17 protein-coding genes are annotated in these 16,220 nt (G+C 34.2%); 14 read left to right on the top strand and 3 right to left on the bottom strand.

The features are described 5' to 3' along the window. Positions 1 to 204: 204 nt before the first annotated feature. Entirely contained in the window at positions 205 to 816 is a 612-nt protein-coding gene (locus NST98_RS08210) for a transposase (RefSeq protein ID WP_340714877.1), read from the bottom strand. Beyond that, complete coding sequence (locus tag NST98_RS08205) at positions 761 to 1,480, bottom strand: transposase family protein (protein ID WP_340714876.1); 720 nt, start codon at positions 1,478 to 1,480, stop codon at positions 761 to 763. The genes NST98_RS08210 and NST98_RS08205 overlap by 56 nt, the downstream gene beginning before the upstream one ends. 285 nt (positions 1,481 to 1,765) lie before the next feature. Between NST98_RS08205 and NST98_RS08200 the strand changes: the two genes are divergently transcribed. Then, complete coding sequence (locus tag NST98_RS08200; RefSeq protein WP_340714875.1) at positions 1,766 to 2,545, top strand: hypothetical protein; 780 nt, start codon at positions 1,766 to 1,768, stop codon at positions 2,543 to 2,545. A 297-nt stretch (positions 2,546 to 2,842) separates the two neighbouring features. On the opposite strand, the gene yhfH is transcribed toward NST98_RS08200, so the two are convergent. Next, positions 2,843 to 2,968 (bottom strand): protein YhfH, encoded by a 126-nt coding sequence (yhfH, locus tag NST98_RS08195; protein WP_016838724.1) that lies wholly within the window; start codon positions 2,966 to 2,968, stop codon positions 2,843 to 2,845. A 236-nt stretch (positions 2,969 to 3,204) separates the two neighbouring features. Here yhfH and NST98_RS08190 point away from each other — a divergent pair, with 236 nt between their 5' ends. From NST98_RS08190 to NST98_RS08130, 13 genes are all read left to right on the top strand, one after another. Next, entirely contained in the window at positions 3,205 to 3,909 is a 705-nt protein-coding gene (locus NST98_RS08190) for a response regulator transcription factor (RefSeq protein WP_016838723.1), read from the top strand. A gap of 2 nt (positions 3,910 to 3,911) precedes the next feature. After that, positions 3,912 to 4,892 (top strand): sensor histidine kinase, encoded by a 981-nt coding sequence (locus NST98_RS08185; RefSeq protein ID WP_096551914.1) that lies wholly within the window; start codon positions 3,912 to 3,914, stop codon positions 4,890 to 4,892. Positions 4,893 to 4,948: 56 nt separating this feature from the next. After that, a complete protein-coding gene (locus NST98_RS08180; protein ID WP_168412530.1) occupies positions 4,949 to 5,722 on the top strand; it encodes an ABC transporter ATP-binding protein in 774 nt (257 codons plus the stop codon). Beyond that, on the top strand, positions 5,694 to 7,625 hold the full coding sequence (locus NST98_RS08175; protein ID WP_340714874.1) for an ABC transporter permease: 1,932 nt from the start codon (positions 5,694 to 5,696) through the stop codon (positions 7,623 to 7,625). The genes NST98_RS08180 and NST98_RS08175 overlap by 29 nt, the downstream gene beginning before the upstream one ends. A gap of 15 nt (positions 7,626 to 7,640) precedes the next feature. Further along, on the top strand, positions 7,641 to 9,182 hold the full coding sequence (locus tag NST98_RS08170) for a long-chain-fatty-acid--CoA ligase (protein WP_340714873.1): 1,542 nt from the start codon (positions 7,641 to 7,643) through the stop codon (positions 9,180 to 9,182). 70 nt (positions 9,183 to 9,252) lie between these two features. Continuing rightward, a complete protein-coding gene (locus NST98_RS08165) occupies positions 9,253 to 9,720 on the top strand; it encodes an S-ribosylhomocysteine lyase (protein ID WP_340714872.1) in 468 nt (155 codons plus the stop codon). Positions 9,721 to 10,059: 339 nt separating this feature from the next. Then, on the top strand, positions 10,060 to 11,289 hold the full coding sequence (locus tag NST98_RS08160; protein ID WP_168412533.1) for an EAL and HDOD domain-containing protein: 1,230 nt from the start codon (positions 10,060 to 10,062) through the stop codon (positions 11,287 to 11,289). A gap of 309 nt (positions 11,290 to 11,598) precedes the next feature. Then, positions 11,599 to 11,961 (top strand): cytochrome c551, encoded by a 363-nt coding sequence (gene cccB, locus NST98_RS08155; protein WP_096551902.1) that lies wholly within the window; start codon positions 11,599 to 11,601, stop codon positions 11,959 to 11,961. A 134-nt stretch (positions 11,962 to 12,095) separates the two neighbouring features. Next, positions 12,096 to 13,034 (top strand): HPr(Ser) kinase/phosphatase, encoded by a 939-nt coding sequence (hprK, locus tag NST98_RS08150; protein ID WP_016838715.1) that lies wholly within the window; start codon positions 12,096 to 12,098, stop codon positions 13,032 to 13,034. Positions 13,035 to 13,070: 36 nt separating this feature from the next. Then, on the top strand, positions 13,071 to 13,889 hold the full coding sequence (lgt, locus tag NST98_RS08145) for a prolipoprotein diacylglyceryl transferase (RefSeq protein ID WP_096551900.1): 819 nt from the start codon (positions 13,071 to 13,073) through the stop codon (positions 13,887 to 13,889). Between the two features lie 18 nt (positions 13,890 to 13,907). Next, positions 13,908 to 14,846, top strand: coding sequence for a nucleoside recognition domain-containing protein (locus NST98_RS08140; protein ID WP_340709793.1), 939 nt, complete (start codon positions 13,908 to 13,910; stop codon positions 14,844 to 14,846). A gap of 2 nt (positions 14,847 to 14,848) precedes the next feature. After that, positions 14,849 to 15,484, top strand: coding sequence for a pyrophosphatase PpaX (ppaX, locus tag NST98_RS08135; protein ID WP_016838712.1), 636 nt, complete (start codon positions 14,849 to 14,851; stop codon positions 15,482 to 15,484). A gap of 1 nt (position 15,485) precedes the next feature. Further along, the gene (locus NST98_RS08130) at positions 15,486 to 16,025 is read left to right on the top strand and encodes an acyltransferase (RefSeq protein ID WP_016838711.1); all 540 of its coding nucleotides are present in this window, start codon (positions 15,486 to 15,488) and stop codon (positions 16,023 to 16,025) included. The last annotated feature ends 195 nt before the right edge of the window (positions 16,026 to 16,220 follow it).

Below are 16,220 nucleotides of genomic sequence, written 5' to 3'. Positions count from 1 at the left end.
AATGAAAAATAATATACACTTCAGAAATGAAAGCCTGTGAAATTTTACGTTTCGTAAAAATTTCACAGGCTATGATATTTTTTAGAATTAACAGATACTTTTATGATTAAATCGGTTCTTTGTCAAATGGTGTTGGTGAATAAATTTTAGTGACATTATTTGGTGATATGTAATCGGATGGCTTAGGGGAAATTCGAGGTTCCCCTAAGCTGTTTTTATTTTCGCTAAGTTTTGGGTAATGAATATTCGGTTTCTAAAGTGATAGAAGGATCGATAACCGAAAGAAATGCGTTTAATCACTTTGATTTTGTTATTAATCCCCTCTAAAATGCCGTTATTATAATCGTACTTTAGCGTATTCTCGACGTAATTGATGTATTTGTTGATTGTCTTGATGGCGGTTTTCATATAGCTGGAAACGATATTTTGTTTATTCTCTAATGTTTTCTTTAGGAGCTCAAAGTCTTTGGTTTTGATGTAATGTCGAACGTATTGGTATAACTCATAGGACGCTTTTAATTCAGAATCTAAATCAATGAGATAGTGGAGAATCTCCACCTCACACATATGCTTTTTAAAGCAACGATGATATGTATAGTTCTTATAATCAAGTTTTGTTTGATCTTTCAGAAGGAGCTTCCAGTATTTTTTCAATTTATTGTAATTCTTTTTATCCCGATTCATGACGTTGATGCGCGTTTTGTTTAAAGCTCTGCTAAATAGTTGGAGGATATGGAATTTGTCGAGTATGTTTTCCGCTTTAGGGAAAACTTCTTGGATTAAGGAAAATATAAGGGCTGTACATATCGATGACAATCGTTTTTGCCGCATCTCTCGCCTTTTTGGAATACCGTAAGAAATACTCTTTGAGGACATGTAATCTTCGGTCCTCCACGATATCCACAATCTCCCCCGTTTCAGAGTCGCAGAAAATAAAGGACATCGCTCCAGCTGCGGATTTCACTGATTTAAACTCATCAAAACACAAATGCTTTGGAAGGTAGTGAACATTTGGTTGATAGTAGCTATAAAAGCTGTCAATGACTCTACTGACAGTGGCATGAGAAACATTATGTTTCATCGCAATATCTTTTTCGGATATTTTATCTTTGGCGTTTAAAGCAATCGATACTTTGGTATTGTTGGAAATACAACAGTTTTTAGCCACGACGCTCGTTTTTAAAGTAAACGTGGAATGACAATGTTTACAGAAATAACGCTGTTTACGCAATTTTAAGTAGGTATGAAAACCTGAAACACTAGGCATTTTAATGAGAGACGTTTTAAAACCGTGTTTAATGATTTGATCATCAAAGACATGTCCACAAGCATAGCACGCTTTTGGTTGGTAAGTTAATTGGCCATAAAAGACTTTTGATTGGACCCCTTTAATGAGTTCTTCTGCACAAAAATTTTCATCAAATGTGATATTTTTGTCTTTTATATTGAGTAGGTTTCGTATAGAATGATGGTGAGACATGTGACACAACTCCTTTGGGAAATGAGGTTTTGTTCGATTACATTTTACCAGAGTTTGTCACATGTCTCATTTTTTTGTGTAAAAAAATGGTGCTGGTTGTATCCACCAACACCAAATATTATAGAGCCATTAAATCTTATAACATGAGTAAAAGGAGAATTTTTTCGTTAAATATATATTTTCCGATTTTTGATAAAAATAGTATTTTCAGTCTATTTCTAATTTTTGGTTATTGGTATATAGTGAAAAAAATAATTCACTTTTGAAAGAGGTATTAGTTTATTAATGATGAGAAAAATTTTCATTATTTTGTTTGGCATTAGTTTCATTATTTTATTGTTTTGGTTAAATCTAGAGAAAGAATTAGATTACGATGATTATGAAAATATGGAATTGCTTTCAACGAAAAATAAATCTCAATTAGAAAACGAAGGATATTCGAAAGTAGATATTGAGAAAATTAAAGAGTTTGATAAAAACTATCAAAACCATTTATCTTTAGTAAAGATGATTGAAAATAATACAGTTAAACACTATGGATATAATAATAGAATAATTGAGGAACATCGAAAAATTATTTATGAGAAAAATGATTTTACTAAACAGCATAATCATTTAATGTTTAATACAATTGTCATGGATTTAGCAAGAGATGAAGAGAGAGATGCAGCCAGAATCATCATTGAATTCGAATGGAATAATAAACCTAGTAGTAACAGACATGCAATTAACGTGACATATAACAATTTTATAATGAAAAATATTTATACGGCGTTAAAATATGTCGATTCAAAAGATCAAAATGATATTGTTTATAAAATGGCTGAACTAGAGCCTGTAAATTTTCTTGATGGATTCTATACGGATTTTGATTCGAGGAAAAGAATTGATGGGAAAAATTATGTGTTAACAGCAGGTATCATAGTTTTAGATGTTCGATCTTATATTGTAGGTAAAGGGATCGCACCACTATCCATTACTTCTAGATATGTAACAAAACCGCTTATAGGTAGTCAGGAAATATTGTCAGAACAAGTAATCGTCAATGCTGGAAACGAAATTTAAAGCAGTACAGACCTTACAAGGGATGTGCTGCTACTTTTTTTAAATAAACATCCATCATGACAGACTTTTCAAATGAAAAAAATGGCTTAAGTTCTCCTGATTGAAAACTTAAGCCGACAAACATATATGATAACAGGAAACAGCGAATTTAATCTTTATCTATTGATAGAGGCGAATTTGTTCAAGCCTCTTCACGTTTGAAAATAAATAAGCGAATTTATAAGCGATTTTCAATGTTGTTAAGCGATTTAATAGTAAGTTCATTCAATTAGGTAAGCAACTATTTATAAACAATCATTATAGTGAACTGCATTTGTCACATGTGTTAGTGTAGCATTCACTTTGTTCTTCAATTTTTTCACCGCATTTTACACAGATTTTATCTGGCAAATTTTTGAAGAATTCAACAATATTTTCTAACATAGGGGGACCTCCTTATGATTAACTGTTTTATAATAGGTGTTTGTATTTGTAATTGTATTATAACAGTTTGGATTCGTCAATAAGGAAAATGCCCATTTTACAAAACTGTTTTGTGAATATTTTGTGAATCGGTAAGAAAAAATTGCCAAAATCGAAAATCAAAATGTGCTATGAAATGAACGTTATAATTTTTTTGATAAAATAGAGTTAGACATTCCAGAAAAGGGGGAATGATTTTGGAAAATTCGAGGATTTTTATAATAGAGGATGATTATAAAATTGCTTCACTATTGGCTGATACGTTAAAAAGATACCAATATGAAGTTGAGATTGTGAAAAACTTTGAGGAAATTGTGGAAGAATGTATGGCATTTTCACCACATTTAATTTTGCTTGATATAAACTTGCCTTCTTATGATGGCTATTATTGGTGCAGACAGTTAAGACAATATACGAAATGCCCAATAATATTTATTTCCGCACGTTCTGGGGAGATGGATCAAATATTTGCTTTAGAGAATGGCGGGGATGATTTTATTACAAAACCATTCAATTATGAAATAGTGTTAGCAAAAATTAAAAGTCATTTAAGACGGACTTATGGTGAATATTCTTCACGACAAGAAGAGAGAACTGTTCAATTAGGTCAATTGACTCTTTATTTAGAACGAATGGAATTGCATGTGAAGAATACGGAGATACCGCTACAGAAAAAAGAATGTGCCATTTTAAATATTTTAATGAGAGAGTCGCCAAAGGTCGTATCGCGAGAAAAATTATTGGAAGAGCTTTGGGATGACCAAGCCTTTGTCGATGAAAATACATTGAATGTCAATATGACCCGAGTACGAAAGAAACTAACAGAATATGAAGTTCAATCTGTGATTGAAACAGTTCGTGGGGCTGGTTATCGATTTGTTTTAAGTTCGGAGGAAATGTAAGCATGGGATTGAAATTATTTGTAAAGGAAAATATTTCGTTCATCCTCTTTGAGCTAATTGTCGTTTTATTCATTTTATCGCTATATTGGCTAGATGGTTTTCGGAATTTAGATACAGCAATTTATTCTGTCATCATTAGCCTATTACTTACATTTTCCTATCTTGCCATTCGTTATGTGTTTCGAAAAAACTTTCTAGAACGAATCTCCAATATGCCGAACTCGATGGATGATGCGCTTCAAAAAAATGCAAAAACACCAGAGCATCTACAAACAGAAGCCTATTTCCAAGAACTGTATCGACTGTATCAAAATGAAGTTCAAAATCTATATGCAACCCAAAATAGACAAGAAAAGTTTTTAAATCAATGGATTCACCAAATGAAAACGCCTATCTCTGTTTTAGAATTATTATTACAGGAAGAGGAAAATAACCTAGATAAAACGAGTCTCCAAGAGGAAGTGGATCGACTAAAAAGAGGCATGGAAATGGTATTAATGAATGCAAGGCTTGAGAAGTTTGAAGAGGATATGCAAATTGAACAAGTGAACTTAAAAGGTGTTGTCACTGCAACAATTAATGACAATAAGCGTTTATTTATTACGAAACATGTCTTTCCGGTCATTGATATTGATGAAAAAATAACAGTTACAACAGATTCCAAATGGTTAAAATTTATGCTTAACCAGTTTATTACGAACGCAGTAAAATATACTTTCGAGCAAAATAAAAAGGTAAAAATTTTTGTGAAAAAAAACGATTCAAATGTTACGTTGTATGTTCAAGATGAAGGAATTGGAATTCCAAAATCTGATTTATCGCGAGTGACTAACCCCTTTTTTACAGGAGAAAATGGTCGAAAAACGGGAGAGTCTACAGGTATGGGGTTATATTTGGCGAAGGAAATTTGTGAGAAGTTGGGTCACGAATTAAAGATTGAATCCGAAGTCGGTAAGGGAACAATCATTTCGGTGAATTTCTAAAACATTTCCCAATAATAATGAATCTTAAACAGAATTTGCTTAAAGAGGGAGCTTATATGGCAATTTTACAAGTCATCGATGTAACAAAAGTGTATGAAGGGAAGGTAACGAATCGAGCATTAAATCAGTTGAGTTTTGAAGTGGAGAAAGGCGAATTTTTAGCGGTCATGGGGCCTAGTGGAAGCGGCAAAACGACGTTATTAAATTTAATTTCCACAATTGATAAACCCACTTCAGGCGAAATAATTTTTAATGGGACGAAACCTCATTTATTTAATAAAACGGAACTTGCTTATTTTCGAAGACGAGAACTTGGTTTTATATTTCAAGACTTTAACTTGCTTCCAATGTTGACGGTGGAAGAAAATATTGTACTGCCTCTTACCCTTGACAATCAGCCAGTTTCTTTAATGGAAGAGCGAGTAAACACGCTTGCAGAAAAGTTGGGATTAATGGGAGTACTAACGAAAAGGCCAGATGAGTTATCGGGTGGTCAAGCACAAAGAGTAGCGATTGCAAGAGCTCTCATTCATGAGCCAGCGATTATTTTGGCAGATGAACCAACTGGAAATTTAGATTCCCACAATTCAAGAGAAGTGCTCGAACTGTTAAGTAAAATAAATAAAGAACGAAATGCAACCATTATCATGGTAACTCATGACCCGATTGCAGCTAGTTTCTGTGATCGAGTGCTTTTTATCAAAGATGGAGAATATTTTAACGAAATCTATCGAGATGATCGTAGGCAAACATTTTTCCAACGAATATTGAATGTGTTGAGCTTGTTAGGGGGAAGAGTCGGTGACCTTTCATCAATTCGCTTACCGTAACGTCATCCGTAATTTTCGAATATATGCAGCATTCTTTATGGCAAGTTTCTTCTCCGTATTTGTGTTTTTTATTTACTCGATGATTATGTTCCATCCCGAAATTGATGAAGGTTATTTAGGGAATGTGCCGATTGGCGGTTTAGTATTTGCTGAAATTATTTTAGTCGTGTTTTCATGGTTTTTTATTTTTTATTCGATGAAAGCATTTTTAGAAGCGCGTGCTAAAGAATTTGCCATTCTGCTTCATTTAGGAATGGAAAAGCGTCAGCTCAGCAGACTCATCTTTTTGGAAACAACGTTGATTGGAACTCTTTCGATTGCGTGTGGCATCCTTTTTGGATATGCTTTCACAAAATTTTTCTTTATGATTGTTCGGGAAATTTTAATGTTGGACCAACTGCCTTTATATTTTAAATGGGAGCCGTTTGTCTTAACAGCAGCCGTTTATTTTAGCGCATTCGTCATCATTTCCATTATTAGCATTAACTTTTCTCCAGAAAGAAAAATAATTGATTTATTGAAATGGTATCATTTTGTTAATATTAACGATCATTTTTCAAAAAAGAGAGCAATTTTAGCAGTCATTCTTTTAGCAATTGGATATGTATTAGCGTTATTAACAAATCGAGTGAATTTTTATCCGTTCGTTGTTTTAATACCAATTCTCATTACCATTGGGACGTATTTTTTCTTTACAGATTCTACTTCATATTTCGTTCATTACATGAAAGAGCGGAAGAGTTTTTCGTGGAAAAAATCAAGAATGTTATCCATTGCAGAGCAAACATTGATCATGAAAAACAATGGAAAAATGTTTTTTGTTGTGACAATGGTCTCAGCTGCTGCTTTTTTATGTGTAGGGTTGCTAGCGGCCCTGTCTTCGTACACTTCAAAATACGATCAACTAAATCCATTAGGTTTGATATATAAGGGACATATTGATAACCCTTATGAAAGGGCTCATATTCAATCTATTTTGAATGAGTTGGAATTGAAAGGTCTTTCATACCATTTAACAAGATTTGAAGTAAAAAAACAGACGTCCTCTTATACGAATTACGAAGTGGAAGTATTTCGAGAATCGGATATAAACAGTCTGTTGTTCTCTTATGGTTATCCGATGGTGCGATTAGATTCTGGTGAAGGAATGTTTATTCCGTACTCCGAAGAGGCAATTAAAAAACTATCGAAAAGAACTGTGCATACGGTATTGAAAGAAAATAATGTACCGATTTCGATTAATCAAGTATATCCGGAGTTGATTTTTCCAAGTTCCATTGTCAGTCCAAACGCCATTATTATTAGCGATGAAGATTTTTTACGTTTAAAAAAGCCTTATAGTGGATATCCACATGTGGAACCTGGATATCATTTGTTTGCATTTGATATTCCCCAATGGTTAGAAGCACAAGATGTTGGATTGTCCATTTACAAAGAGGTACAAAAAGAATATGAAAAAGAGCGGTATGGATTGCCTTTTTATTTTGAAAATGCTGGTTTAAATTATTCTTTTGTTTTATCAACTTACGCATTATTTACACTGGTAGGGTTATTAGTTGCAGCAGTATTTTTACTAGCTGCTGGAAGTTTTATTTACTTTAAAATTCATACCAATTTAGATTCAGAAAAGCGAAAGTTTGATGTGTTAAAGCGAATGGGCATTGCAGATAGTGAAATAAAACGCCTTGTGACAACACAATTATTTCCTCAGTTTTTCTTGCCTTGGGGTGTGGCGATGGTTCATAGTTTATTTGCCTTTTTAGCTTTGCAAAATATATTAAAGGATATTGCCAATATATCAATTGTAAAAGAAATCATCTTTGCTTTTTCTTTCATCATTTTATTGCAAGTGATTTATTTCTATTTAATTCGATGGAGATATATTGCTCACGTAAAAAATTAAGTTGGGGATGCTAGTATGAATTTAGTAAAAAAAGTTCGCGAACAGTCTTTAAACCACCCAGAAAAAATCGCTTATATTTTTGAAGGTCGTTCAACAACTTACGGTGAATTTGAAGAAAAAGTAAGCAGTCTTGCTTTTGCGATGAATCAACTGGGCATTCAAAAAGGGGACCATGTAGCACTAATTTTTCAAAATTGTCCCCATTTTTTAATTGCTTATTATGCATTGATGCGTATTGGAGCAGTTTCAATTCCCATCAATCCGATGTATACTCTAGATGAAATGTCTTACATTGTTGACAATGGAGATGTAAAGTGGATTATTGCTGGAGAAGATTCGATAGAGCGAATTAATCAATTGTCCAATAAATTTTCACAAATAAAAGGTTCAATTCTTTGTGAAAAAGATTCATCACATCTTTTTCATGATCGGCAAGAAGGCAAGTACCATTTTTACTCTGATTTAATAAAGCATTCATATTCGATGAAGCCGGTTTCGTTGGAAGCGGACGATATCGCGATCATTTTATATACATCTGGAACGACTGGCCATCCTAAAGGTGTGATGTTGACTCACGGAAATCTATATGCCAATGCACGAGACGTTGGAGATTATTTTTTGTTTTCGGAAGAAGATCGAGTGATTGCCACCTTGCCTTTTTATCATGTATTTGCTTTAACAGTCGTGTTGAATGTTCCATTAAGCACTGGTGCCACGATACTAATTGCACCAAGGTTTTCTCCAAAATATATTTTTCAGCTTGCAAAGGAATCTCATGCCACCGTGTTTGCTGGGGTTCCTACGATGTATAGTTTTCTTCATCAATACAAAGAAGGAGAGCCTTCAAGTTTCTCTAGTTTACGATTAGCCATTTCCGGAGGTGCTCCGCTCCCAATCAAAGTACTCGAAAATTTTGAAGCAATGTTTAACATCCCAATTTTTGAAGGGTACGGATTATCGGAAGCAGCGCCAGTTACATGTTTTAATTCTCCGACACAAAAGCCAAAACCCGGTTCAATTGGTACCTCCATTCCGAACGTAATAAATAAAGTGGTAGATGATCAGGGGAATGATGTAGCGATTGGAGAAGTTGGAGAATTAATATGTAAAGGACCAAATGTCATGAAAGGATATTATAAGTCTCCTGAGGAAACAGATAAAGCCATTCGTGATGGTTGGTTATATACTGGCGATTTGGCAAGACAAGATGAAGAAGGATATATTTATATCGTCGATCGCAAAAAAGATTTAATTATTGTAGGGGGATATAACGTATATCCGCGTGAAGTGGAAGAAGTATTATATGCCCACCCTAAAGTATTGGAAGCAGCTGTAGTAGGTTTTTCTAATGAAGATTATGGAGAGGAAGTACATGCCTTTATTGTTTTAAAGGAAGAAGCCTCTTATGATGAGTTACTTCAACATTGTGAAAAACATTTGGCAACTTATAAAATTCCAGAGGCTTTTCATATTATACAATCATTGCCGAAAAATTCTACTGGGAAAATTTTGAAACGCCATTTAAAAGAACGGATTGAGCGAAAAGTGACAGAATAATGGGGAAGCAGTACAATAGATGAAGTGTAACCTTAAAGATAGTTAAATATGGAAGAAAGAGGGAAGAAAAATGAAAAAAATGAATGTGGAAAGTTTTAATTTAGACCATACAAAAGTTAGTGCACCATATGTACGCCTAGCTGGTGTAGTCACAGGAAAAAATGGTGATGTGGTTCGAAAATATGATATTCGTTTTAAACAGCCAAATAAACAACATATGGAAATGGCAGCACTTCATTCAATAGAGCATTTAATGGCTGAACATATTCGTAATCATACAAATCAAGTGGTGGATTTGAGTCCGATGGGATGTCAAACAGGATTTTATCTTACAATGATTAACCATGATGACTATGAAGAAGTCTTGAATATTTTAGAAAAAACGCTTCGCGATGTAATGGAAGCGACAGAAGTACCTGCTTGCAATGAAGTGCAATGTGGCTGGGCAGCAAATCATAGTTTAGAAGGGGCCAAACAATTGGCGAAAGAAATGTTGGAAAAACGTAGTGAATGGTCCATTGTTTTTAAAGGAGAATAAATTTTATGTAGAGGCTGTCCAGAAAGTCGAACACTTTCTGGACAGCCTTACTTCTTATAGTAATATTCTCTTAAAAACTTTGCTCCTGCGGTGGTCACAAAACGCGCCTCCTCGTCGCAATTTATCTGTGGCTAAGCACTGGCGACAGCCGCAATTTATCTGCGGCTAAGCACTGGCGACAGCCGCAAAGAGGGCGTCTCAAAATGACTTTGATATGCTTCCTTTTTTGTATAATTTTCATATGTCTATTTTTGTTCTACGTTTTACTTTTTGTTGTATTTCATCGTAAAATTTGTATATTATTGGAATAGTACATGATGAAAAAGTGGGGATATTGGTATGGAAGTGCTTGTAGGTAGGCAACCAATCTTTAATACACATGAGGAAGTGGTTGCTTATGAACTTTTATACAGAAGAAATGAATCAAATCAATTTGAACAAGTTGATTCAGATAATGCAACAATTCAAGTGTTGAAAAACTCCGTATTTACTATAGGAATGAATGAATTAACAAATGGATTACCAGGGTTCGTAAATTTTACGGAAAATTTGTTAATGACGAATAATATCATTGATTTAATTGATCCTTCTACATTTGTAATCGAAATATTAGAGGATGTGCCGATTACGGATCAATTGATTATGCGGATTGTAGAATTGAGAAATCGAGGTTTTACAATTGCGTTAGATGATTTTGTTTTAAGACAAAATATAGAATATTACAACACGTTATTTGCAAATGTAGATATTATTAAAGTCGATTTTTTAAGCACTCCTAAATCCGGAAGAGCTATTATTGAAGAGCGTGTGAAAAATTTCTTTCCCCACATTCAACTGTTGGCAGAAAAAGTAGAAAATCGTACTCAATTTGAAGAAGCAAAAGCGGCAAATTATTCACTATTTCAAGGATATTTTTTTGAACAGCCTCAAATTATTAAATCAGTGGATATACCCATGAATATGTTGCAGTATTTTGAAGTAATGAGCTTATTAAAAGAAGAAAATTCCAACGTTCAAGAAATTGCTGAAAAAATAGAACAGAACATATCTATAACTTACAAGTTACTTCAGTTAATTAATAATATTTCCAGAAAAAAATCGAAAGTGCGATCGGTAAAGCAAGCGATCGTGATGTTAGGGTTAATCGAACTGCGTAAATTTCTTTATTTACTAGCAGTTGATGAAGGGCTAGCGGATGAACCATCAGATGTTTACATTGAATTAATGAGAACATCCATTTTCCGTGCCAAAATTTGTGAATTGCTTGCAAGAAAAAAGAATAAACAAAATTATTCCGAGTATTATTTAGTAGGGATGTTTTCATTAATCGATACAATTTTACAAAGACCCATTCAATTAATTGTTCAACAATTACCGTTTTCGGAAGTAGTCATCGAAACGATTTGTGGCAGGGAAACGGAGATGACTATTTATTTACAACTGAGCATTGCATTGACAAAAATGGATTTGGAAAAAGCAAATCAATTAGCGAAAGAGTTAGGCATTTCTACGGCTGATTTAGGATATATATACAGAATGGCTTTAGAATATACGAAAAGCTCCATATAAATGATGGCGAAAAAATCCTATTCAATGATTGTTGAATAGGATTTTTTTATTTGCGCACAATATTCTTACATGAACCTTCGTAAATAAATTTTAAAATTATACTAAAATAATTTATTCCTTTTTTATTTGAATGTGAACACACTTTCACAAATAATTCACAAACCTGAAACAAATGCTAGAAGTATTGATACAAGTGGTTTTAGCGGTATTATCTAAACTTTGGATATTTGTCCAAATGTTTCTTTGTCCAACAATTTTGATATAATGAACATGTATTGCATTTTTTATTATTTTTTTGGAGGGGTTCAGATGAAAAAAGCATGGTTAGCATTATTATTCGGATCCGCCCTTGTTCTTGGTGCTTGTGGTGGCGGCGGAGACGAAGCTACTGACGGAGGTTCAACTAACGACAATACTACAGATGAACAAACAACAGATGGCGGTACAGAAGCTAACAAAGGTGAAGAACTTGTAATGAGCAATTGTACAACTTGCCATGGCGGTAACTTGCAAGGTATGGGGAATACTCCAGCACTTTCAGATGTTGGTTCAAGATTGTCTGAAGAAGAAATTTTAGATATCATTCTAAACGGTAGAGGTGCAATGCCTGGCGGATTACTGAAAGGTGAAGATGCTGAAGCCGCTGCTGCATGGTTGGCACAACAAAAATAATTTTGTTTAAAAAATAAAAGCGTTTACATTAGTGAGTCTTGGGAGACGTTATGAGCACGTCTCCTTTTTTATTTTGGATAAGTATACTATAATGCTAAAATAAATACATATGTGAAAAAAGGTGGGAGAGAAGAATGGCACAAGTAACAACTAAAGATGTAATGGAGAAATTTAAATTAACCCTTGTAAGTGGTCATGAAGGGATTGGTCGCCATATCACAACGAGCGATATTTCTAGACCAGGCTTAGAAATGGCAGGTTATTTTACCCATTATCCTGCGAATCGTGTGCAACTTATTGGAAGAACGGAATTATCATTCTTTGAAATGCTCCCTCCGGAATTAAGGCAAGAACGGATGATGAAACTATGTTCGCAGGAAACACCAGCAATTATTATTTCTAGAAATATGGATGTTCCTCAAGAATTAATTGATGCCTCTAATGAAAACAATGTACCAGTATTAGTTACGTCCATGAAAACGACAAGGTTTTCAAGTAGGCTTACCAATTATTTGGAAAGTAAATTAGCACCATCAACAGCTATCCATGGTGTATTAGTCGATGTGTATGGAATTGGTGTCTTAATTATTGGAAAAAGTGGGGTAGGGAAAAGTGAGACAGCTTTAGAATTAATTAAGAAAGGACATCGACTCGTAGCGGATGATTGTGTAGAAATTCGACAAGAAGCCGAAGATATATTGATTGGGAGTCCCCCACCTTTACTAGAGCATTTATTAGAAATTCGCGGAATCGGCATTATCAATATTATGACTTTATTTGGTGCGAGTGCTGTTCGACCATATAAACGCATTACATTAATCGTGGAGTTGGAAACTTGGGATCCAAATAAAACTTACGATCGATTAGGGCTAGATGAAGAAAAAATGAAAATCATTGATACGGAAATTACAAAATTAACGATTCCGGTTCGCCCTGGACGAAATGTTTCCGTTATTATTGAAGTAGCAGCAATGAATTATCGTTTAAAAAGGATTGGCATCAATCCTGCATTGGAATTCTCAAGAAGATTAGACGAAGTTATTGCAATGCATGATGAGATTGATGAATATTAATTATTGAAAGATGATTTAAATTTGAGAGGAGTTCATATGGAGAATATTTTGTTAGCAATCGATCCGGTTGCCTTTAGCATAGGTCCTTTATCTGTGCGATGGTATGGTATTATCATTGTTACTGGTATCATCATTGCTTATTTTGTCGCACAAGCGGAAGGAAAAAAACGTGGATTGCCTGAAGATTTCTTTGGAGATTTGTTGCTTTGGGCAGTGCCGATTTCCATACTTTGTGCCCGCCTATATTATGTCATCATGAAATGGGATTATTATGGTGCTAATCCAGAAAAAATTATTGAGATTTGGAACGGCGGTATTGCTATACACGGAGCGTTGATTGGGGCAATTACAACTGCATATGTTTTCTGTCGTGTGAAAAAAGTAAGCTTTTTAAAAGTTGCGGATATTGCTGCTCCAAGTATATTAATTGGCCAAATCATTGGCCGTTGGGGAAATTTCATGAATCAAGAAGCATATGGCGGCCCCGTTTCCCGTGAATTTTTAGAAAGTTTATTTTTGCCAGATTGGATTATTGAGCAAATGTACATTCATGATTTAGGGACATATGTTCATCCAACTTTTTTATATGAATCATTATGGAATTTAGTTGGCTTAATTATTTTATTGCTATTTAGAAAAGCCAATTTACAACGAGGGGAAATTTTCTTCTCTTATTTAATTTGGTATTCAATAGGACGATTCTTTATTGAATCGATGAGAACAGATAGTTTGTATTTAATTGGAGATTTACGTTCAGCCCAAGTCGTTTCAGTGACGTTAATCATCGTCGGATTTGCCAGCATTTTTTATCGCAGATGGAAAGTTCGTCCTGTTGTTCGATATTTTGATGAATAGATAGAAAGGAAAATGAGAATGTCAACGTTGAAAAAGGGGTTCATTGCAGGCGGTAAAACAGCCTGGTCTTTAAGTAAAGTTATTTTTCCAATTACGTTTATTGTGACAATTTTACAATTTACACCAATATTACCTTGGCTCATTGACTTGATTGAACCATTCATGGGAATTCTAGGATTAAGTGGTGAAGCCGCTATTCCCCTTGTGCTAGGGAACTTTTTAAATTTATATGCAGGGATTGCTGGAATACTTTCAGTTGAGTTGACTGTCAAAGAAGTGTTTATTCTTGCAGTTATGCTATCTTTCTCCCACAACATTTTCATTGAAACAGGTGTTGCATTAAAGGTAGGAGTAAAACTATGGGTAATTCTTACTGTCAGATTTGGTTTAGCGATTTTATCTGCTTTAGTGATTCGATTTCTTTGGAACGGTGGAGGAGAAATTGCAAAGTATGGCTTAGTTGCTGTACAAAATCCTAATCCGGACGGTTGGGGAGAAATATTATTACTTGGACTCCAAAAAGCGGGTTTAGGGATTTTGCAATTATTAATTATTGTCATTCCTTTAATGATTGTCGTGCAATATTTACGTGACTATCATTTCTTAGATAAATTATCAAATTTACTGGCTCCATTGACGAAAGTAATTGGAGTAAAACCAAATGCAGCGATGACATTAGTTGCTGGATTAGTAATTGGTTTAGCCTATGGAGCAGGTGTGATGATTCAATCAGTACAAGAAGATGGTGTGAGTAAAAAAGATGCTACATTATGCTTTATCTTTTTAGTTGCATGTCACGCGGTGATTGAGGATACGCTTATTTTTGCGCCTTTAGGAATTCCGATTTTACCTTTATTAATTATACGAGTAATTACAGCATTTGTACTGACGATTATTATTGCATTTATTTGGAATAGAACAGAACTAAAGGCATTAAATAGGGAAGTGGTCCAGTAAGAATGAAAGCCTTATTATTTGACTTTGATGGAACGTTATTAAATACAAATGAATTAATTATCCAAACATTTATGCATGTATTAAACGACAAATTTCCTGGGCAATATTCGCCACAAGATTGCATCAACTTCATTGGTCCGTCATTAAAAGAGACTTTTGAACAAATTGCGCCAAATGAAGTCGATGAAATGATTGCAAAATATCGCCAATGGAATCATGCTTATCATGATCATTATGTGAAAGAGTTCGATGGTGTCAATGAAACTTTAGAAGAATTAAAAAAACAAGGGCATAAATTAGCAATTGTCTCAACGAAAAAAAGAGATACGATCGAACGAGGACTTCAATTCATGAAAGCAGAACATTACTTTGATTTCTGGATAGGTTTAGAAGATGTTACGAAAGTAAAACCGGATCCGGAACCTGTTTTACTAGCATTAGAGCGTTTGAAAATGCCAAAAGAGAAAGCTTTGATGATTGGGGATAATTATCACGATATTTTAGCAGGAAAAAATGCAGGTATTAAAACAGCTGGAGTTGCTTGGTCAATTAAAGGAGAAGAATATTTAAGACAATTCCAACCGGATTATATGTTGCATCATATTTCCGATTTACTAACAATCGTTAAGGGGTTGTAATATGCGGAGAACTGAAACATACAAAGTTCAAGGAGGCGCCAACTCTTTATGGCATGTATATAAAACCGTTTCTTTTTGGAAGGTTGTAAAATGTTTTATTTTTATTCAAATTGGTCGAATTACTCCGTTTATGGGATTAAAAAATTGGATTTATCGCACCTTTTTGAAAATGAAAATCGGGAAGAGAACTTCTCTTGCACTAATGGTAATGCCTGACACGATGTTTCCAGAGCGTATTTCAATTGGTGATAACACGATTATTGGATATAATACAACGATTTTAGCTCATGAATATTTAATTGATGAATATCGATTAGGCGATGTGAAAATAGGAAATGAAGTGATGGTGGGAGCGAATTCCACCATCTTGCCTGGTGTCGAAATTGGCGATGGAGCAATCGTTTCGGCTGCTACATTAGTGAATAAAGATGTTCCAGCTGGGGCGATGGTCGGTGGAAATCCCATGCGCATCATTTTCACAGCTGAAGAAATGGCGGAGCGGAGAAGAAAAAAACAGGTGAGTGGGAAAGAGGATGTTTAGAAAGATGAATCTTTCTAGGCATCTTTTTTTATAAAATAGGAGTAATTAAAAGTTCTATTCAAAGGATATAACATAATCACTCAAATTATCAGAATAGTAGCAACAGTTTAGAAAATATATAATTTCCTATTACCTCCAATTTTGAATTGACGAATCTTTGAAAGTTCGATAAAATGCTTTCATATACTAATTCTC

Source organism: Ureibacillus sp. FSL W8-0352, assembly GCF_038004345.1.
Classification (GTDB): domain Bacteria; phylum Bacillota; class Bacilli; order Bacillales_A; family Planococcaceae; genus Ureibacillus; species Ureibacillus thermosphaericus.
This window is presented reverse-complemented; position numbering and strand designations above follow the sequence as displayed.